The following is a 20140-nucleotide window of genomic DNA, read 5'->3' on the forward strand; positions in this document are numbered from 1 at the left end:
CAGTGTTCCTATACTTTTAGTTACAACGCCAATTATCTTTAAAGTCACAGCTCGTGTTGGTCGCGTCGTTTTTATCACTTGCTTTTATCAACTCGACGTTCGTTGAAATACCTTGGGCAGGCATGTCGCGCTTATCAATAAAGTTAAAAATTTTCTTAGCGATATCTGTATTATCAATTTGACCCATGAACACATGATGACCAGCACCGAACGAAAATACCTCTACATCGACACCAGTATGTCCCGATGTTGTCCAACCTGTGTTAGTTTTATTGTCTAAAAATACTTTTAAGGCGTTAAATCGCGCTTTCACATCTTGCTGTGCAATGCTGTCGAAAGTAGCAATTTCTTCATCGGTAACATCAAAACCAAAAGTCGTTGCAACATAGTCACCTGGATTATCCTGTTCAACCATATCTTTCGCTATGGTACTCAGTGACGCTTTCAGGTTATGTAAATACTCGGGGCTCCAGCTATAGTCACCTCGAGCACCTATCGTTAAACCGCCAGTACTATGATCGGCCGTTAGAATAACCAAGGTATCTGGGTGCGCTTGCACGTAGGTCTTTAAGAATTCTATGGTGTAGGCGAGGTCTTGCATTTCAGCCATCGCCGACGCGATATCATTGGCATGCCCCGCCCAGTCTACTTGGCTGGCTTCAACCAGTAAGAAATACCCGTTGTCGTTTTCTAAGTGCTTAATAGCATGTTCTGTTAGGTATTTAAGGCGATTATCGCGGCTGTCGTCTAGCATGGCAGGTAGGGCTACAGGTGCAAATAAACCCAGTACGTTGCTGCCTTTTGGCACTGTCGCTAAACGGTTGTAAGTGTCGGTATATTCATAACCGGCATCAATAAATTCACCAATAATGTTACGATCTTCCCGCTCAAAAAAATCAGTACCACCACCTAACATCACATCGGCGACAAGCTCACCATTTACGCGAACATCAAAAAAGTCATCAGCGATAGCATTGTAGTTCTGGCGACTTTCGTTGTGAGCAATATAAGCCGCTGGGGTAGCGTGAACAATTTGTGAGGTGACCGCTAGGCCTGTTCGCATACCTTTCAATTTCGCGTAATACATGACTGATTTAACAGGTTGCTTATCTACATCAACACCAATAGCACCGTTATAAGATTTCACACCAGACGCTAATGCGGTAGCTGCGGCAGCTGAATCAGTTACAAAACCAGAAACTTGTGCTGGATAAGTAGATGCATTCCCCATCAAAATATCATCGAATATTACCGCATCAACCTCAGGGGTATTTTTATCATCAACATAATTACGGTAAGCCGTAGTGAAAGCAGGCCCCATCCCATCAGCTACCACCATGATTATATTGTTAGGTGCTGAGTTATGAGCATCCGTCTTTTGTGCACTTTCATTTGAGGTAGAGCCACACCCAGACATTACGGAAAGCGAACCGCATAGCGTTAAGGTGGTTAATAGTTTGCGTTTACTATAAATCATGAAACTTCCCTGAGAACTGAAAAAGCGCCATATATAAAAACGTGGGCGCGGGCGACCCTCATCCTAAATGGGTCGCATTTAAGAATTGTGTCATTTCACACATTGCACAAAATATTCACCAGATGATGGCGAGAATGTTGAACATGCTTATTATTGAAGGCGTTAGTGTAAGGCAGACCTACCCATTTCTCAAAGTATTAAGGAGAAATAGCACTGCCACGAGGGTGAATAATTATAAGAGGTAGCTAGTTTTCTGAGAGAAAGTCTCGAAGTCGTTGTTGAGCAACTTCTACAAGCATATCGGGTTGGAATTTGGATATAAACCGGTCACATCCTACTTTTTCTACCATGGCATCATTGAAACTGCCACTTAAAGAAGTGTTTAGCGTAATAAAGAGATCTTGCATCCTAGGATCGTTTCGAACTTCGGAGGTCAACATATACCCGTCCATTTCTGGCATTTCAGCATCGGTAAACATCATTAGAATTTCATCGCTGGGGCGCTTACCTGCATCCGCCCACTGTTGAAGTAAGGCTAAAGCCTCAGCCCCATTTTTTCTCTCAATGATGGTTATTCCTAATTGCTCTAACGTGTCTCTAACTTGTTTTCTTGCCGTGCTTGAATCATCAACAATCAATACTTTTTTGTCCTTGAAATGATTAACGATTTCTTTATCGAGCACTTTGTCAGAAATAGAGATGTCATAATCAATGATTTCAGCTAGCACCTTTTCCACATCGATAATTTCAACAATTTCTTTTTTACCTTGCACATCAACTTGCGTGATGGCAGTAAGATAATTAGTTTTCCCCATCCCACTGGGCGGTGGCTGAATAGTATCCCAAGATGTATTCACGATGTTCATAACTTTACCAATAATGAAGCCTTGAACAGATCGATTATACTCAGTGATGATAACATTGTGGGCATCGCTACCAATTGAACCGCCGCGCATTTTAATGGCTTGGCGTATATCTATGATGGGAATGGCACTGCCTCGATAATTCATCACGCCTTTTAGGTTTTGGTGAGAACCAGGCATACTATTGAATTTAGGAATATTAATGACTTCTTTAATTTTGAAAACATTCATAGCAAATATGTGACGAGAGCCCAACTGAAACATCAGCAATTCAAGCCTGTTTTCACCCACTAACTTAGTGCGCTGGTCAACCGAGGAAAGGACGCCGTTACTCATCGTTACTCACTTTAATTCTCAAAATCAATTGTTCGGAATGCCTGCTGTCATTTACTGAAATGCAGCTAAGTGTCAAAAGAATTTACACGTCATGCACTCAGAAACCTATTATCAATTATGCTAATAACCCGCCTAATTTTTGTTCTCCAAGGTAAAAGTTAGTTCACAAATTACGTTCTTACGAATATTGGTGAGCTTTGATACATGATACGAAACCACTCCCAACACCCACGGCATTCACCACATGAATGATGGCAATCCAAAATATACACTTTTATTATTTTAGCTGCCGCACTAGGATTAAATGGAAGCTTAAGAGAACGCACCAATGCGAAATCTCAAAACAACATTGAAACTAATTATAGTAGGGAGATACGCTCATGTCGCAGTATCAACAAGATATTGATAACTTCGCCACGTTAAAAGCAGCACAAAAAGGTGCTTGGGAAGGCATTAGCCCTGAGTACGCTGCTAGAATGAAGATTCAAAACCGGTTCAAGACTGGACTAGATATTGCGCGTTACACCGCTGCAATCATGCGAAAAGACATGGCAGATTATGATGCTGACACAGCGCAATACACTCAGTCTTTAGGTTGCTGGCACGGTTTTGTAGGTCAACAGAAAATGTTGGCAGTGAAAAAACACCAAGGTACTACCGATAAAAGCTACTTATACCTTTCAGGCTGGATGGTAGCCGCGCTTCGCTCTGAATTCGGACCACTTCCAGATCAATCAATGCATGAAAAGACTACCGTTTCTTCACTAATCGAAGAGCTATACACTTTCTTGCGCCAAGCCGACGCTCGTGAATTAGGCGACTTGTTCCACAAGCTAGACGACGCGAAAGCGAATGGCGGAGATACGGCAGCTATTCAAAGTCAAATTGATAACTATGAAACCCATGTAGTACCTATCATTGCAGATATCGACGCAGGCTTCGGTAACGAAGAAGCGACCTACTTATTAGCTAAGCAGATGATTGAGGCCGGAGCATGTTGTATTCAGATTGAAAACCAAGTTTCTGATGCAAAGCAGTGTGGTCACCAAGATGGAAAAGTAACGGTTCCACATGAAGACTTCCTCGCTAAAATTAATGCCGTTCGTTATGCATTCTTAGAGCTTGGCGTAGATGACGGCGTTATTGTAGCTCGTACCGATTCACTGGGTGCTGGCCTAACGCAGAAAATTCCGGTATCAACCTCTGAAAGCGACCTTGCGGCTCAGTACAATGCATTCTTAAAAACAACCCCCGTTAACGGTGCTGATGATTTATCTGAAGGCGACCTTGTATTGAAGCAAGGTGGACAATTAGTGAAACCTGAGCGCTTACCTAATGGCTTATTCCGCTTTAAAGACAACTCTGGCTTCGATCGCGTCGTACTAGATTGCGTAACATCGCTTAAACACGGCGCAGACTTATTGTGGATTGAAACTGAAAAGCCTCATGTTGGTCAGATTGCTGAAATGGTTAACGCCATTCGTAAGGAAGTGCCAAACGCAAAACTGGTTTATAACAACTCTCCTTCTTTCAACTGGACACTGAACTTCCGTCAGCAAGTATTTGATACTTGGGCTGAAGAAGGGAAAGATGTTTCTGCATACGACCGCGCTAAGTTAATGAGCGAAGAGTACGATGCGACTGAATTAGCGACCACTGCTGATGAAAAAATTAAGAGTTTCCAAGCAGACGCTGCTCGTGAAGCGGGTATTTTCCATCACCTTATTACACTACCTACGTATCACACTACCGCCTTGTCTACCGACAACTTGGCTAAAGGGTACTTTGGTGAAGAAGGTATGTTGGCTTATGTTCGCGGTGTTCAGCGCCAAGAAATTCGCCAAGGCCTTGCTTGTGTTAAACACCAAGCAATGGCTGGTTCAGATTTAGGTGATACCCACAAAGAGTACTTCTCTGGTGAAGGTGCACTTAAAGCATCAGGTGATGATAACACCATGAACCAGTTCGACGTTTAAACACAAAGTATCCCAACTTTGTTCAAAGGCACCTTCGGGTGCCTTTTTTTATTATTCAGCGAATTTATCTGAATTTGCCATATGTCCAAATTCAAGAAACAATGGCATTACCAGCACTAAAAAATAATTAAACATATTTTTCAGCAACTTGGGATTTTCACGCTTTTTAAGAGTAAGACCAAAAGCGTATCTGACAGCAGATAAAAAAGGCTTTATAATAGTCCTGTCTAATTGAGTTTATTAAGAGCATTACAATAATGAATATAGCGAAGGTCGACTTAAATTTACTGGTATATTTAGATGTTTTACTGCGCGAAGGCAGTGTAACAAAAGCGGCCAATCAGCTAAGTATTACGCAACCTGCAATGAGCAACGGGCTAAAGCGTTTACGTGACTTATTTAAAGACCCTTTATTGGTGCGCACCAGCGACGGAATGACCCCAACAAAACGGGCACTTGAACTTCAACCCACCATTCGTGATGTACTCAGCCGACTTGAAAGCTCAATTCAGCCTGAAACCGATTTTGATCCGCTAACCAGCGAACGCACCTTTCGCATCATGACCAGCGACTATGCAGAAAGTACGTTGCTGCTTGAGTTAGTAGGCCGGTTAGCCGACCTTGCGCCGAATATCACATTAGATTTAATTACCCCTAGTGATGTTACCTTCCACGATGTAGAGCAAGGCAAGGTTGACATGGCCATTAACCGCTTTGAAGAACTGCCGCTGTCGTTTCATCAAAAAGTGATTTGGTACGATACCTTCAGTTGTGTAATGAGTTCAGATCATCCGCTTGTTGCTAAGTGTGACTTAGACAGCTATTTAAGCGCTCAACATATTTGGGTGAGTAAAACCGGCTTTGGTGTTGGCGTGGGTATCGACCCAACAGAAGTACAGAAGCTAGGTTGGGTAGACGCTGAGCTAACTAAAATAGGCAAGCAACGGGCTATTCGAGTATTTACACGTCATTACCACGCCGCATTACAGATAGCTAAAACGCAAAAGCTTATCGCCACCTTACCAAGCAAAGCGGCGAAGTTATTCAAAGACGACCCAAGCGTTGTAGTGAAAGAACCACCGTTCGATATTCCCCCTATTGCGTTAAAAATGGCGTGGAGTGCGCTACTCCATCATGATGCAGGGCATATCTGGTTACGCCGTTTAATTAGCGATGTAGCCAACGAAATGAGTGACCACTAGAGCACCATGTTGCTTCACGCCATTAAGATTTCACATGTGAATACTAAATACACACAAACATTCACTGAAAAAATGGCAAAGATAGGAACCATAAATTAAAAAACTGCCTCTATACTCTCTACACTAGAGCTACAGAAAATGTATAGAGGTAGTTATGCAAAATTATATTACACGAGGCCGTTTACAGGTTGCTGAGCAACTCGATGATTTCATCAACCAACAGGCAATGCCAGGCACTGGTGTTCAACCAGACGCATTTTGGCAAGGTGCAGAAGCCCTCTTTTCAGAATTCGTTCCTCAAAATCGTGCCCTGCTAGAAAAAAGAGAGCAACTCCAACTCGCTATCGATGACTATCACAAGGCTGGAAACCCCGCTTTCGGTGAGCAATACATTGCTTTCTTAAAAAAAATTGGCTACCTAGTAGAACAGCCTACAAAGGTACAAGCCGATACCACAAACGTGGATGCAGAAATTGCTAGCATGGCAGGCCCTCAATTAGTTGTACCAATCAACAACGCCCGCTATGCATTGAATGCTGTTAATGCGCGCTGGGGTAGTTTGTACGATGCTTTATACGGCACTGATGTTATTAGTAATGACAATGGGGCTGAACCCGGAAAAACCTATAACCCTGTCCGTGGCGAGAAAGTGGTAGCGAAAGCGAAAGCCTATTTAGACAATATGCTTCCACTTGCAAAAGGAAGTCACGCTGATGTTACCGGTTATAAAATAGAAACAGGTAAATTAGCGATATCCTTAACTGATGGCGACATCACCACGCTTGCGAACACCGAGCAATGGCAAGGTTATCAAGGTGATATTTCAGCCCCTACTGCATTGTTGTTTATTCACAATGGTCTGCATTTTGAAATTCAGATTGATGCCACCAGCCCTATTGGTAAAACTGACGCAGCTGGCGTGAAAGATGTGTTAATTGAAGCTGCGCTCACTACCATTATGGATTGCGAAGACTCCGTTGCCGCTGTTGATGCCGAAGACAAAACCTTGGTTTACAGCAACTGGCTAGGGCTGATGAAAGGCGCTTTAAGCATTGAAATGAATAAAGGTGGCAAAAACATCGTTCGTGCTATGCATGAAGATAGAGTGTACTCGCCTTCAAAACATGTAACGAATCAAGAGCAATTATCTTTATCAGCCCGCAGCCTTATGTTTGTGCGTAACGTAGGTCATCTAATGACAAACGACGCCATGCTATTCGATGGCGAGCCAGTACCAGAAGGTATTATGGACGGTTTAGTGACTTCGCTCATCGCTAAGCATGACTTGCTGAATAACAGCCCATTCCAAAACTCGCGTCATGGCAGCATATATATTGTTAAACCCAAAATGCATGGCCCTGAAGAAGTGGCCTTTTCTGATGCGCTATTCGCCAAAATAGAAACCGTCATCAATGTACCTAAAAACACGTTGAAAATGGGTATTATGGATGAAGAACGCCGCACCAGTGTTAATTTAGACGCCTGCATCAATGCAGCGAAGTCTCGCGTTGTATTTATTAATACAGGCTTCTTAGACAGAACAGGCGATGAAATTCATACGTCTATGCTTGCGGGCGCTTTCGCCGAAAAAGCGACCCTTAAAACCATGGCGTGGATTAAAGCCTATGAAACCGCTAATGTAGCCGTCGGCCTTCGATGCGGCCTTTCAGGTAAGGCTCAAATTGGTAAGGGCATGTGGCCTATTCCCGATGAAATGCAAAATATGATGGATGCCAAGATTGGACATCCCAAGTCGGGCGCGAATACCGCATGGGTACCCTCACCTACCGCTGCCACCTTGCACGCTCTGCATTATCATGATGTCAATGTTTTCGACATTCAGAAGGGACTAGACGAGGGTTTCTCAGGTCTTAACGATATTCTGACTATTCCACTGCTAGAAAGTAGAGATTCGCTATCAGCCGATACGATACAGCGCGAAATAGACAATAATGTGCAAGGAATATTAGGTTATGTGGTTCGTTGGGTGCATCAAGGTGTAGGCTGCTCCAAAGTGCCTGACATTAACAATGTTGGGCTAATGGAAGACAGAGCCACACTACGCATTTCATCACAGCACATTGCGAATTGGCTTGAGCACGGCATTGTAAGTGCAGCGCAAGTTGATGAATCACTTCGCCGTATGGCAAAGTTAGTGGATGAGCAAAATGCTGGCGACGCAGAGTATATTCCTATGATGCCTGATTTAGATAGCTCAGTTGGTTTCTTGGCCGCAAGCGACCTTATATTTAAAGGAAAAGAACAGCCAAGTGGTTATACCGAGCCTTTATTGCACGCTAGACGCCGCGAGATGAAAGCGAAACTAGCCTCACGAAATTAGTCAGGGTGAATAAATGGTGTATTCGGCGTGGTTATTTCTATGGCTACGCCAGTAAAAACGCCTTGCCGAGCTTATCTTACTGAGTATTAATAATAAGATAAGTTCGGCATTTTTGCTGGTGCTCTACTGGAAAAACTCATCATTCATTAACGCTTTCAGTCATTGTCTTGGTTCTTTTTCTAGCCTTTTCCACTGCTATTTTTTCAACCACTTGTTACAGACATTTTTACCGGCGTTTATCACCTCGCTTTTACCGCTACAAATACACTCTAGGCACGCGTTTCTTGCTCGTACAGTAATGCCAACATTAGTGCTTAAGCATTTAACTAGTACCTCTACCAGCACGCCAATAAAGTGGCGGGCTCGGCTAACTCTACTACGCTTTTACTATAATCACTGGAGTTAAAAAACATGCAGGTAACTTCATCGGTACCCGTTGCTAAGATACCCACTTCCATCGTGCCTATTTTGTCTGGCGGAGGCACTCGGCTTAGTGCCCATATAGGCATACTTAAAGCACTCAAAGACTTAAATGTCGAAATCAAAACCCTTGTGGGTGTATCTGGAGGCTCAATCATTGCAGCGATGTACGCCAAAGGTCATAGTATTGAAGATATGCGTGAGTTAGTAATAGCCACCGACTTTAAACAATTTACCGCTTTTTCTGTGTGGCGATTATTGCGAGAAGGCGGATTGTCGTCGGGAGATCATTTTGAACGCTGGATCGATGATAAGCTTGAAGGTATGACTTTTGCCGAGCTTCCCATCGCACTCACTATATTAGCCACAGATGTAAACGGTGGCGGCCCTGTATTATTTGGAAAAGAGAATACGCCGGACATGAAGGTTTCAGAGGCCGTACGTTATTCCATGTCTATCCCTCTGCTCTTTTCATTTAAACCTTTCAAAGAACACTTGTTGGTAGACGGCGCAATATTATCTGAAGATGCCTTGTTTGAGGATTGGCAACATGATGGCACGCCGACAGTGTGCTTTCGACTTCAAAGTGCCATTCAAAAACGTAAGATAATAAAGAAAGGCGTGCTATTGCTACCGCAGTATCTATCGATGTTGATACGCACCTTTATGACTGCCATATCAAGAGAATATATTAACGCTAAATATTGGCATAACACGGTGGTTATCAACACAGGGGAAATCTCAGCGGTAGACTTTGCGTTAACCGCTGAAATGAAGAACCATCTATTTGAACTTGGTTACGAAACCACTAAAGAATTTCTTCCCAAAAAGTGCGCCGCTTTTCAATCATTCAAAGTGGCATCTACTGGCTAGGAATTGCTTTAGTCTGGATTTTTAGATGTTGTAAAAGTCTTTGTACCAATCTACAAAGTTCTTAACACCGACATCGATAGACGTCGACGGTTTATAGCCTGTGTCATTAACCAATGATGATACATCCGCATAGGTATCTGGAACATCACCAGGTTGTAATGGTAAAAGCTCTTTTTTCGCTTCAACACCCAGTGAGGCTTCTAAGGTTTCGATAAATTTAAGCAAATGCACGGGTGTTTGTGCGCCAATGTTATAAACCTTGTAAGGCGCTTTACTAGAACTAGGATCTGGGGCGCTTGCATCCCAACTTTCATTTGGCTTGGCTACGTTATCAAGCGAGCGAATAACCCCTTCAACAATATCATCAATGTAGGTGAAGTCTCGTCTGTGGTTGCCGAAGTTGTATACCTGAATGGTTTTACCTTCCAGTATGGCTTTAGTAAATTTAAATAGCGCCATATCAGGGCGCCCCCAAGGGCCATAAACCGTAAAGAAACGTAATCCAGTGGTAGGCAGATTATAGAGGTGGCTGTACGTGTGCGCCATCAATTCGTTCGCTTTCTTAGAGGCAGCATATAGGCTTACTTGGTGATCAACATTATGCTGTTCTGAGAACGGCATTGTTTCATTCGCACCATAAACAGAACTTGATGATGCATAAACCAAATGACCGACCTTGTTATGGCGGCATCCCTCTAGTATGTTCATAAAGCCAACTAAGTTGGCGTCTACATAAGCATTAGGGTTTTCAATTGAATACCGTACCCCTGCTTGAGCCGCTAAGTGCACCACCTTGTCGAACTTTTGATCTTCGAATAAGGCAGCCATTTCAGGGCGTTCTTCAACACCCATCTTAATAAACGTAAAGCGTTGGCCTGCCGCTGAATTTTGAACTTGCTCAAGCCTTGCATGTTTAAGCGCGACATCGTAATAATCGTTAATGTTGTCAATCCCAACAACATCGTCACCGCGATTAATTAAATATTGAGAAACGGCTGCACCAATGAAGCCTGCAGCGCCGGTAACGAGAATTTTCATAAAAGTCCTATTTTCTATTTTTCCATTTCACGCTTTAACAGTGCATGAACGTGCTCGATTGGAATGGCATAAGAAATGCCTGAAGGATGCGTTAACGCACTTTCTTTACTGTCTCTAACGTAAACTTTATTGATGACCGCAAACACCTCCCCTGTTTCAACATTAACAACCGGGCTTCCTGAATTACCTGGATAAGCGGTCACATCTAATTGATAAATTAGATCTGGATTCTTAAGTCTATCAAGACTTTTCGCGGTAAGCGATCTCGCATTATTAGAAGGCATATAATCAGGCGTAATGGTTGCCACTATGCCTTTATGTACAGCAGGAAACAATCCTAATGCTCCTCCCAATGGATAGCCAAAAATGGCTAGTTCCGTACCTGCATCAACCAAGGAGTTGTTGGCTAATTTAAACGAGGGGAAAGGATTATTCACCTTTAGCAACGCTAAATCATGCTTGTCATCAATGGCCAGGATTTCTACTTTATCGAAGCGTACTTGTTTGCCATCTGGCAACATTACAACGAAATGTTCGACTATAGTAGGGTCTAGCTCTTCGTCAACAACGTGATAGTTTGTCACAACGTGTTTACCATCGCCGACAATAAAACCTGTCCCTTTAATTTGAGGTGTTGTGTGTTTCAAAGGGCTATGGAGTGCAATAGCCACTGTAGATTTTACCGAGCTTTTCGTCAGCTCAACGAGGTTTTTTGCTAGCGCTTGTGTCGATAAAATACAAGCAATTGTGAGTACGCATAGCATTAAGCCTCTACTTTTCGAGTCTGTTTTCACGATGCACCTTTGGGTTAATCGATATCAATGTAGACATCGGGAAAGATATAACTAACAGTTTCACTTATATTTACTAATAAATACAACTACAAAAATAATACGTTCATAATATTAGGAATACAATCTATACTGCTTAGATGTTGCACTGCTTAGGTTGCAGATACCTTTATAGCCTTTCTGGATGTATGGTCTTTATAAATAGGTACGAATAAACATGCAAAAAAGGAAATTACTTTCTACGATCCAAACTATCTTTGGGAAAAAAAGTAGAATATCAAAAGCATTAAGTGGATATCAAAAATTACAAGAGGTCAGAGAAATTTCTTCGCACTTTTCTGCGTATTTGACACCACTTGTTGCAAACAATAAGGAGTTAAAGGAACACTCTTACGGCATTAGACATCAAGTTTACTGCGTAGAAGAAGGCTTTGAACCGGAAAGAGAATCAAAACTAGAAATTGATGAGTTTGATGCTTACTCTACGGCTTGCATGATTGAACATAAAAAGACACATCGTTTTGCTGGTACGGTTCGACTCGTTCGTCCGCAAAAAGAAGATGAGTTATTACCTATTGAAAAATATTGTCCCTCTTCGATAACTCACCCTGAGCTTAACCCAGCAAATTTTAAGCGCCACGAAATTTGTGAAGTATCTAGATTAGCGGTACCGGAAGAATTTCGCCGTCGTAAAAGCGATAAGTTTGATGGTGCATCTACAGGTGTAATCAATACCTCGACGTACTCGGAAACTGAACTTCGATGCTTCCCCTTTATTGCTATCGGGTTGTATTTGGCAGCTGCATCTATTTCAATCAATTCGGGGATTAAGCATACCTACGTAATGATGGAGCCGCGACTAGCTCGTTCAATGCGTTTCATTGGGATAAAATTCGAACAAATTGGTCCAGTAGTTGATTATCATGGAAAGCGTGCCGCTTATTATATAACACCAGAGATGTTACATAAGAACCTACCTAAAGGCTTTGCGGCTATGTTTAAGCATATTCAAGCCTCACTTGGACATGATGTTGCGAATAATGACCTATCGGCTAGGAACACAGATAGAATTGTCGAGTTTATTTACAGATCTTTTTCGACAAAACTTATTACCCAACAAAATCAACAACTTAAATAGTGGCATGCTAACTGCTTTGTAGAAATGCAATATTTAGATCGCTGCATACTTACGGAGAGCAGAAATGAAAAAGTTACTACTTACAACGATTACAGCTGCGGGTTTAGTGCTTAGTGGACAAGCCGCAGCTACCCCTTTTTATCTTGATTTGTCTGACGATGCGACTGTTAATCCTTTAGGTCCTATCGAGCAGCTTGACCTTTCTTATGATTCTTACACTGAAGTTGTTACTTCTGGCGTAGATGCTGGTCAAGTGACTACACGTGCTGGTATATCTTTAATCGGTTATGATTTTGGCGGTCAATTATCGTCTCCAGTTTATGACGATTTCGCTGACATGGTTTTAGATGGTACAGCTATCCAGAACACTTTCACTTACACGCCTTCACCAGGTGGCTTAGGCGTTGATTTCAGCACCTTCCCTTTTTCTCAAACACGTTTATCGTTTGACCTTGCCCTCGATGGTGATTTAGTTTCTGGTGTTGGTGTTGATTACACTGGCGGTTCACTTGATATTTACGCTTACGATGTATCTGACCCATTCAACCAAGATTCAGGTACTGCTTTTTTAAGCGGCCCTGTTTTGTTAATGAGCACCATGTTTAGCTTTAGCAGCATTAATGTTGGTGAGCAAGTGGTTGAAAGCTTAGTGACAGACACAAGCTTAACTGCTGCAGGCGAAGAAGTATTTTACTTTTCTAACCTTGCTGGCACAGTGTTCACTTCTTTCCAAGAGTACATTGAAGATACGATGACTGATATCGTGTTGAGCGCTGCGCAAACAGTTTCTATCGCTGAATTAGAAGCTAACATTCTTGCTCCTATAGCAGTTAGCGCTGACGGCACTACCGTTTTAGTATCTGATGACCACACTGCAGCAGTTACTTTCCAGGTAGCTGAGCCATCAACCGTTGCTGTATTTGGTCTTGGCCTTATGAGCATGTTCGGTTTTGCACGCAGACGCCGTCAAAAGTAAAATTCTGATTACATTGTAATCTATTTAAAGACCGCTCTAGCTAGAGCGGTTTTTTTTTAATCATTTAACAAATGATATACTCACACTATAGCGATTTAATTATTCATATTATCTTGTATATTTATTCTGATGCGTTAGTTTAGTGTAAAGAAATAATAAGGAAATTAATGTGGATACTTCAGTTAAATTAGCGGTTTTAACCTCCCTCCTACTCTTGAATCTTACTGCGTGCAGCCCTAAATCGACTAATGAAGTACTTCTAGATGCTGAACAACTAAAACAAGAAGGCAAGTATCAAGAAGCGTCAATAGCCTTAAAAAACGTTATTAAAGAAGAACCAAATAACTTGACGGCTAGGGAGTCCTTAGGTTTAGTTTATTTGGAGCAAGGCCTTTATTCTGCGGCGAGAAAAGAGCTTGTGCGCGCTGGCACCTCTCTGTCTCCTAATGGTGTCGTATCCCTTGCTGAAACATTCTTATGGCTTGAATCATTCGACGAACTACAAAGATTATCTATCCAAAACACTGAAGAGAATACTGAAAGCTTTTTTGAATTAGAAATTTATAAGGCAATTGCAACGTACAACAGTGGCGGAAAATTCAGAGCGTCAGCTAGCTTTTCTCGTCTTACTGACAATGAATCGTTAAAAATCTCCCAACTGGCAAAAGGCTACTTAGCCGTTCAAAACAATAGAATTGGTGATGCAATTGAATACACTAATAAAAGTGTGGAAGCTCAACCAGACTTTATCGCAGCACTTCAGTTTAAAGCTATTTTGGAAGCAGTCGATGGAAATTGGAACCTTGCTATTGAAACCTTAGAAGATTTGCTTAAAAAAAGAGCTAATGACTACAAAATTAAGTTAAAGTTAGCAGACGCATTAATAAATAACAAAGAATATGATAGAGCTGAACCTTTAGTTAATCAACTCTTGTCACTTTCTGCTAATCATCCTTATTTTAATCAATTGAAAGGAACGATTGAGTTTTCTAAAAACGATTTTGAGAATTCGCTTATTTACCTTGATACCGCAATTAAAAATGGTCGTTCAAATTCCGTCACCCGACTTTTAGCTGCGTTAGCAAATTACTACGAAAACAATTTAGAGCAGGCATATCAAAACTTAAAGGTAATAGTAGAAACCTTACCACCTGAGCATTTTTCTCATAAGCTATATTCCATCATTCAGATTAAATTAGGGTATAGCAATGACAGCGATGGTTCTTTGGATGATATTAGGTCTATTCCTGTCAACGAAGCACTCTATTTAGCAAAGTCTTCATCTTTACTTATTCAAGAAGGTGAAATTGCGCAAGCCAAAAGCCTGATAGAACAGATAAACACAGATGATGTACAAGACGCTGAACTTCTAAGAAGTATTGGCCTTTTAAAAATACTCACTTCGGATACTGGAATAGATGAGTTAGAGAACAGTTTTCAGCAGGATCCCAATTCCGAGAAATCTTTTCTTGTACTAGCGTTCGCCTATCTTAACGCAGGGCAATTCGATAACGCAGAACAATTGGCAGTAGATTGGTTAGATGCTCACCCCGACACTGTATCGGCACTACACATTCAAGCGCAAGCTAGCTCACATACAAGCAACGCCTATAAGGTAGCTGGCATCTATAACAAAATTCTTGAATTAGAACCTGAACACATTTCTGCAAACTTATTTTTCGTTGAGAAAGACATTCGCGATAACAACCAAGGCTCAGCTAAAGCTAAGATTGAATCGTTAGTGGGATACCACCCTCTTGATATGGTAGTCCTCATGCGACACTTTCAAATTCAAAACGAACTTGGAAACTACGACGCTGCGCTCAAGCCGTTTAAAGAAGCGAGCAACTCATCAGATGAAATAAAGTATGCATTGCTTTACGCGGGTGCTCTGGCAGAGCTAAATAAAACAGATGAACAGTTTACTGTCTTAACAAATATTCAGTCAGAGGCGGAAAGCGAACCTAAGTTCTGGATGATGCTAGCGGATGCTTATTGGGAGAAAAAAGATTTTGCAAATGCCGAACAGGCGCTTGCAAAATGGCGGGCACTTGAGAAAAGCACAAAACCCTTTTTGAAGTCTATTGAATTGGCTGAAATCACAAGAGACTACAAAGGCGCGCTTAAACTCGTGGAAGAAGGCATCTCACTATTCCCTGAACAAACACAACTTAAACTGATTAAAGCTCGAATTTTAATTTTAGATAGTAATATTGAAAAAGCCGCTACCGTTTTCGACTCACTCAGCCCAGCGATTAAAAGCTCAGAACTAGGGCTAACAGTTCAAAGCAAACTATTAATCGCACAGCGCAAGTACAACGAAGCCATTGATGTTATCGAGAGAGTTTATCAGAACGTAAAAAGCCAAGAAGTCGCGTCTATTCTGTATACCGCACTATTTAGGGCTGATAAAGAAGCTGAAGCGCTAGCATTCAGCGAAAAACATCTTTCAATGGTGCCAAACCACAATAAAATTCGTTTATTTGCCGCCAATCAACAGATTTATTCCGCCCCAGAAAAGGCGATTGTTCACTATAAATACCTTGTAGAAAATGAAACAGTACAGAGCCCACTTGTGCTAAACAATTTAGCGTGGCTTTTGAGTGAAGCACAAAAATATGAAGACGCTTTAGTGTACGCAGATACAGCTCAAGCTATACTTCCAGAGAACCCTTCTATAATGGCAACCCGTGGTAAAATTTTACTGCAACTAGACCGAATAGATGAATCGTTAGCCTTACTTGAAAATGCGTTTAACACTAGCGCTAATTCCCCCGATATTGGTATCGATTACGTTGTTGCACTTTTGAAAGCTAAAAATGACAGCGAAGCCCGAAAGGTATTAACGCAATTAAAGCCAAAAACTCAAGAGCACGAACGTAGGATTGACGAACTGAAGGTTCAGACAAATCTTTAATAATTAATAAGACGAGATATCTCATGTTCAATTATAACGAAGCGTTCTCGAGAAATATCGGCTGGGTAACAGAAGCTGAGCAGGAAAAGATTAAGAATACAAAAGTAGCCATCGGCGGACTAGGTGGTGTTGGAGGCGATCACGCCATTGTATGTGCTCGAATGGGCATTTCAAACTTTCACATTTCTGATTTAGACGAATATGATTACGCCAACTTCAATCGTCAGGCCGGTGCTTTTGTATCTACAATTGGTGAAGAAAAATCAGTTGTGATGGAAAAAACGTTACGAGACATTAATCCCGACACTCATATTAAGAATTTTGATAGAGGGATTTCGCCCGAAAACCTTGAGGCCTTCCTAGATGGTGTTGATGTATACATAGACAGTTTGGATATCTTCGCTTTAGAAATAAGAAGGCAAGTCTTCCGCCGCTGCTATGAATTAGGAATACCAACCATTACTGCCGCCCCAATGGGGATGGGGACCGCAATGTTATGTTTCAAACCCGGCGGTATGTCGTTTGACGAATACTTTGCCATGGTTGACGCCCCCCATGATGCTGACGAAACGACTAAGGAAAACTACTTCGAAGATAACATCGTTCGTTTTGTAATAGGCGTTTCTCCATCAGTACAGCAAAGGCATTATCTCGTTCAAAATTCATCCGTGAACTTTATGAAAAAGAAGGTGCCTTCAACGTGTATGGGTATTTCGTTAGCTGCTGGGGTTTTGTGTACCAATGTACTGAAACTACTATTAGATAGAGGTGAGGTTGTCTGCGCTCCACGAGGTCTTCACTTTGATGCATACCGAAATAACTTGATAAAGACATGGAGACCTTGGGGAAACAGAAACCCTCTGCAAAAGTACATGTTTAAGAAAGTAAAACAGATCTTAGAAGAAAGTAAAGACACGTAATCATGCCATCTACATTGCAACTCATAAAATCCGACTTAAAAAGAAAACAGGAAATTTTTCATCAAGATGGCGCTGAAATTTCATTATTTAGGACGTGTCTTACTGATGGAACTAGTGCTAATATCCTTTTCCGCTTGGCTGCAAGGTGCGCACAGACGAAATTTTTGGCACCTGTCGCGTTGATAATTCAACATATAAATAGAGTTTATAATGGCTGTGTTATCGGCGTAAATGCAGATTTCGGCGAAGGTTTTGTCATTATGCATCCTATCGGCGTAGTCATAAATTCTAAAGTAAAGGGTGGTATCAATATTACTTTAGAAAGCGGTGTAGTAATGGGTGATGAAAAAGGAAAGTCTCCCACTCTTGGAAGCCATATATTTATTGGTGCTGGCGCTAAAGTTTTTGGCCCAATCACTGTGGGTAATAATGTAAAAGTAGGCGCTAATGCAGTAGTAGTAAAAGACGTAGAGTCTAACAAGACTGCACTTGGCATTCCCGCGAAATCAAAGTAAGCATAAATGAAGTATATTGAAATTTTATTCTGGGTTGTCTCTTTGGCTATTATCTATAGCTATGTTATCTATCCTTTTATATTAATTTTGGTCAGCGCCTTGGTTCAATGTGTTAGAGACACACGCTACACGCTGATTAAAAAAGAACGTCGTATTGACGTATCTGACAACTCTTCAGTTACCATCGTTATATCTGCATTCAATGAAGAATCATGTATAAAAGAACGAGTAGAAAACTTACTCTCACTGGATTACCCAGCAGAAAAAATCAATATATTCATTGCATCTGACGGAAGTACGGACAATACCAATTCCATATTGGCATCTTTTGACGATCCACGGCTGAGTACTTTTTTCTTCGATGAGAACAGAGGCAAAATTAACGTATTAAATGATTTGATGGAACGGGTTACATCAGAAGTAACTATTTTTTCAGATGCTAATACCGCCTTTGAAAAAGACGCGGTAACTCAACTTGTTATGTCTATAAACCAAAGAGGGGTTGGTGCGGTGTGTGGAGAGTTGGTACTCGTTGATGCACATTCAGGAGACAATAAAGATAATCTTTATTGGAAGTATGAACAAGTGCTTAAATTCCATGAATCAAGATTAGATGCTCTACTGGGAGCGAATGGCGGTATCTATGCCATCAAAACTAAATTTTATATTCCACTGCCAAGTAACACGATTATCGATGACTTTTGTATTGTTATGAATGTCGCACGCCAAAACCAATCCGTGGTTTACACGCCAGAAGCAAAAGCGATAGAAGAGATAGCCCCGAGCATGCAGGAAGAAGCGAATCGTCGTATACGTATTGGTGCAGGCAATTACCAAGCTTTTGCCAGACTTACTTGGTTACTCAACCCTAAATATAAATGGCGATGGTTTTCTTATATAAGCCATAAAGTCATGCGTTGGTTTGTACCGCACTTTATGATCATCTCTTTATCTACAAATTTCGCTTTGCTTTGGCATAGCCATTCGATTTACACTTACCTTTTTAGCGCCCAGGTTGCATTCTATTGCCTATGGCTACTTGGAAGCCTTAAGCTTTTAAAAAACATACCTATTGTTAGTGGTTTAGTATCATTAATAACGTTTTTTGTATCCATGAATATTTCGCTATTTCGCGGCTACATTAGATATCTAACAAGCAATTTATCTGCTACTTGGCAAAGGACATCTCGATGATTGCAGTTGTTTCACTAATTTTACTCACACTCTTCATAGCAGCCTTTATTTTCATTATTAAAAAGAAAAAAATGCAAAGTTGGCTATGGAACTATACCAAGAGTCAATTTACATCATCGCCAGAGCCGTCAGGAACGAAGCATGTCATGTTTTGCTTCGTTGACCATTATGAACCCCAATGGCTTAATAAAGACAACATAGAATTAGAAAGGAAACGTGTAGACCGCTGGATGACTGATTATCCATTGATGGCGTCGAAATTCACTGATTCAGATGGTTGCCATCCCAAACATAGTTTTTTTTACCCAGAAGAAGAATATAGAAAAGAACATCTAGATAAAATCTCAGACCTTTGTGCCAAAGGCTTTGGCGAAATTGAAATCCATCTACATCATGAAAATGATACCAGTGACAATTTAAGGAAAACCCTATCGGGATTTGCGCAATGCCTTCATGAAGAACACAACGCATTAAGTATTGATCCCCAAACAGGAAAACCCACCTACGCATTCATCCACGGTAACTGGGTACTGGACAACTCACACCCTGAAGGTCATTGGTGTGGTGTCAATGACGAACTAATTGTACTAAATGAAACAGGTTGCTACGCGGATTTTACTTTCCCTTCTCCCGATACATCTCAGCCTGCCATGCTCAATACTATTTATTACGCAAAAGATGACCCTGAAAAACCGAAATCGTACGAAACCGGCAAGCCAATTGAAAAAGGCGGACGAGCGTGGGGCGACCTACTTCTTATCCAAGGCATTTTAGGACTGAATTGGAAGGTTAGAAAAAAAGGGATTTTCCCACAAATTGAAAATTCTGATGTCAGACATACCTTCCCCCCGACCCCGAACCGCGTCGATTTGTGGGTTGACGAAGGTATACATGTAAAAGGGAAGCCTGAGTGGGTATTTATAAAAATTCACACTCACGGTGCGCAAGATGGGGATATGGATACGCTGTTAGGGAAGCCTGTCGAGGCAATGCATCGTCACCTTAATGAGAAATACAATGATGGCGAAAACTACTTACTTCATTATGTTTCTGCTCGAGAAATGTACAATATAATCAAAGCTGCAGAAGCAGGCGAAGAGGGGACCCCCAATGCTTATAGAGATTATATTTTACCCTCCCCATCATTTAAGCGGCTTTAAGTT

Annotated in this window: 15 protein-coding genes; 11 read left to right on the forward strand and 4 right to left on the reverse strand. The window is 41.5% G+C overall.

Annotated features, from left to right (window positions below; all coding sequences use genetic code 11):
* Nucleotides 1–16: 16 nt before the first annotated feature.
* Both FLAVO9R_RS13890 and FLAVO9R_RS13895 read right to left on the reverse strand, forming a co-directional pair.
* A complete protein-coding gene (locus tag FLAVO9R_RS13890; RefSeq protein WP_159532219.1) occupies nucleotides 17–1477 on the reverse strand; it encodes an alkaline phosphatase in 1461 nt (486 codons plus the stop codon).
* A gap of 245 nt (nucleotides 1478–1722) precedes the next feature.
* Nucleotides 1723–2676, reverse strand: a complete 954-nt coding sequence (locus tag FLAVO9R_RS13895) for a chemotaxis protein CheV (RefSeq protein ID WP_159532220.1) — start codon at nucleotides 2674–2676, stop codon at nucleotides 1723–1725.
* Nucleotides 2677–3056: 380 nt separating this feature from the next.
* Here FLAVO9R_RS13895 and FLAVO9R_RS13900 point away from each other — a divergent pair, with 380 nt between their 5' ends.
* The 4 genes from FLAVO9R_RS13900 (at nucleotide 3057) to FLAVO9R_RS13915 (ending at nucleotide 9488) form a co-directional block, all read left to right on the forward strand.
* Nucleotides 3057–4652, forward strand: a complete 1596-nt coding sequence (locus FLAVO9R_RS13900) for an isocitrate lyase (protein WP_159532221.1) — start codon at nucleotides 3057–3059, stop codon at nucleotides 4650–4652.
* Between the two features lie 257 nt (nucleotides 4653–4909).
* A complete protein-coding gene (locus FLAVO9R_RS13905; RefSeq protein WP_159532223.1) occupies nucleotides 4910–5854 on the forward strand; it encodes a LysR family transcriptional regulator in 945 nt (314 codons plus the stop codon).
* A gap of 154 nt (nucleotides 5855–6008) precedes the next feature.
* Nucleotides 6009–8195: a malate synthase G gene (locus tag FLAVO9R_RS13910; protein ID WP_159532225.1), complete on the forward strand. Its 2187-nt coding sequence runs from the start codon at nucleotides 6009–6011 to the stop codon at nucleotides 8193–8195.
* Between the two features lie 411 nt (nucleotides 8196–8606).
* Entirely contained in the window at nucleotides 8607–9488 is an 882-nt protein-coding gene (locus FLAVO9R_RS13915) for a patatin-like phospholipase family protein (protein WP_201299272.1), read from the forward strand.
* A 21-nt stretch (nucleotides 9489–9509) separates the two neighbouring features.
* Here the strand turns inward: FLAVO9R_RS13915 and FLAVO9R_RS13920 are convergent, their stop codons facing one another.
* Together FLAVO9R_RS13920 and FLAVO9R_RS13925 are read right to left on the reverse strand one after the other, a co-directional pair.
* Nucleotides 9510–10526: an NAD-dependent epimerase gene (locus FLAVO9R_RS13920; protein WP_159532227.1), complete on the reverse strand. Its 1017-nt coding sequence runs from the start codon at nucleotides 10524–10526 to the stop codon at nucleotides 9510–9512.
* Nucleotides 10527–10540: 14 nt separating this feature from the next.
* Nucleotides 10541–11320, reverse strand: a complete 780-nt coding sequence (locus FLAVO9R_RS13925) for a S1 family peptidase (RefSeq protein WP_232370651.1) — start codon at nucleotides 11318–11320, stop codon at nucleotides 10541–10543.
* A gap of 214 nt (nucleotides 11321–11534) precedes the next feature.
* Here FLAVO9R_RS13925 and FLAVO9R_RS13930 point away from each other — a divergent pair, with 214 nt between their 5' ends.
* The 7 genes from FLAVO9R_RS13930 to FLAVO9R_RS13960 all read left to right on the forward strand — a co-directional run bounded on the left by FLAVO9R_RS13930 (nucleotide 11535) and on the right by FLAVO9R_RS13960 (nucleotide 20137).
* Nucleotides 11535–12455: a PEP-CTERM/exosortase system-associated acyltransferase gene (locus tag FLAVO9R_RS13930; protein ID WP_159532229.1), complete on the forward strand. Its 921-nt coding sequence runs from the start codon at nucleotides 11535–11537 to the stop codon at nucleotides 12453–12455.
* A 64-nt stretch (nucleotides 12456–12519) separates the two neighbouring features.
* Nucleotides 12520–13431: a PEP-CTERM sorting domain-containing protein gene (locus tag FLAVO9R_RS13935; RefSeq protein WP_159532231.1), complete on the forward strand. Its 912-nt coding sequence runs from the start codon at nucleotides 12520–12522 to the stop codon at nucleotides 13429–13431.
* A 169-nt stretch (nucleotides 13432–13600) separates the two neighbouring features.
* Entirely contained in the window at nucleotides 13601–16348 is a 2748-nt protein-coding gene (prsT, locus tag FLAVO9R_RS13940; protein WP_159532233.1) for an XrtA/PEP-CTERM system TPR-repeat protein PrsT, read from the forward strand.
* 23 nt (nucleotides 16349–16371) lie between these two features.
* Entirely contained in the window at nucleotides 16372–17268 is an 897-nt protein-coding gene (locus tag FLAVO9R_RS13945; RefSeq protein ID WP_159532235.1) for a ThiF family adenylyltransferase, read from the forward strand.
* A 2-nt stretch (nucleotides 17269–17270) separates the two neighbouring features.
* Entirely contained in the window at nucleotides 17271–17783 is a 513-nt protein-coding gene (locus FLAVO9R_RS13950) for a serine O-acetyltransferase (protein WP_159532237.1), read from the forward strand.
* Nucleotides 17784–17789: 6 nt separating this feature from the next.
* Entirely contained in the window at nucleotides 17790–18977 is a 1188-nt protein-coding gene (locus tag FLAVO9R_RS13955) for a glycosyltransferase family 2 protein (RefSeq protein ID WP_159532239.1), read from the forward strand.
* A complete protein-coding gene (locus FLAVO9R_RS13960) occupies nucleotides 18974–20137 on the forward strand; it encodes a hypothetical protein (RefSeq protein ID WP_159532241.1) in 1164 nt (387 codons plus the stop codon). Before FLAVO9R_RS13955 ends, FLAVO9R_RS13960 begins: the two co-directional genes overlap by 4 nt.
* Nucleotides 20138–20140: the final 3 nt, after the last annotated feature.

This window comes from Alteromonas sp. 38 (assembly GCF_902506055.1).
Lineage (GTDB): Bacteria > Pseudomonadota > Gammaproteobacteria > Enterobacterales > Alteromonadaceae > Alteromonas > Alteromonas lipotrueae.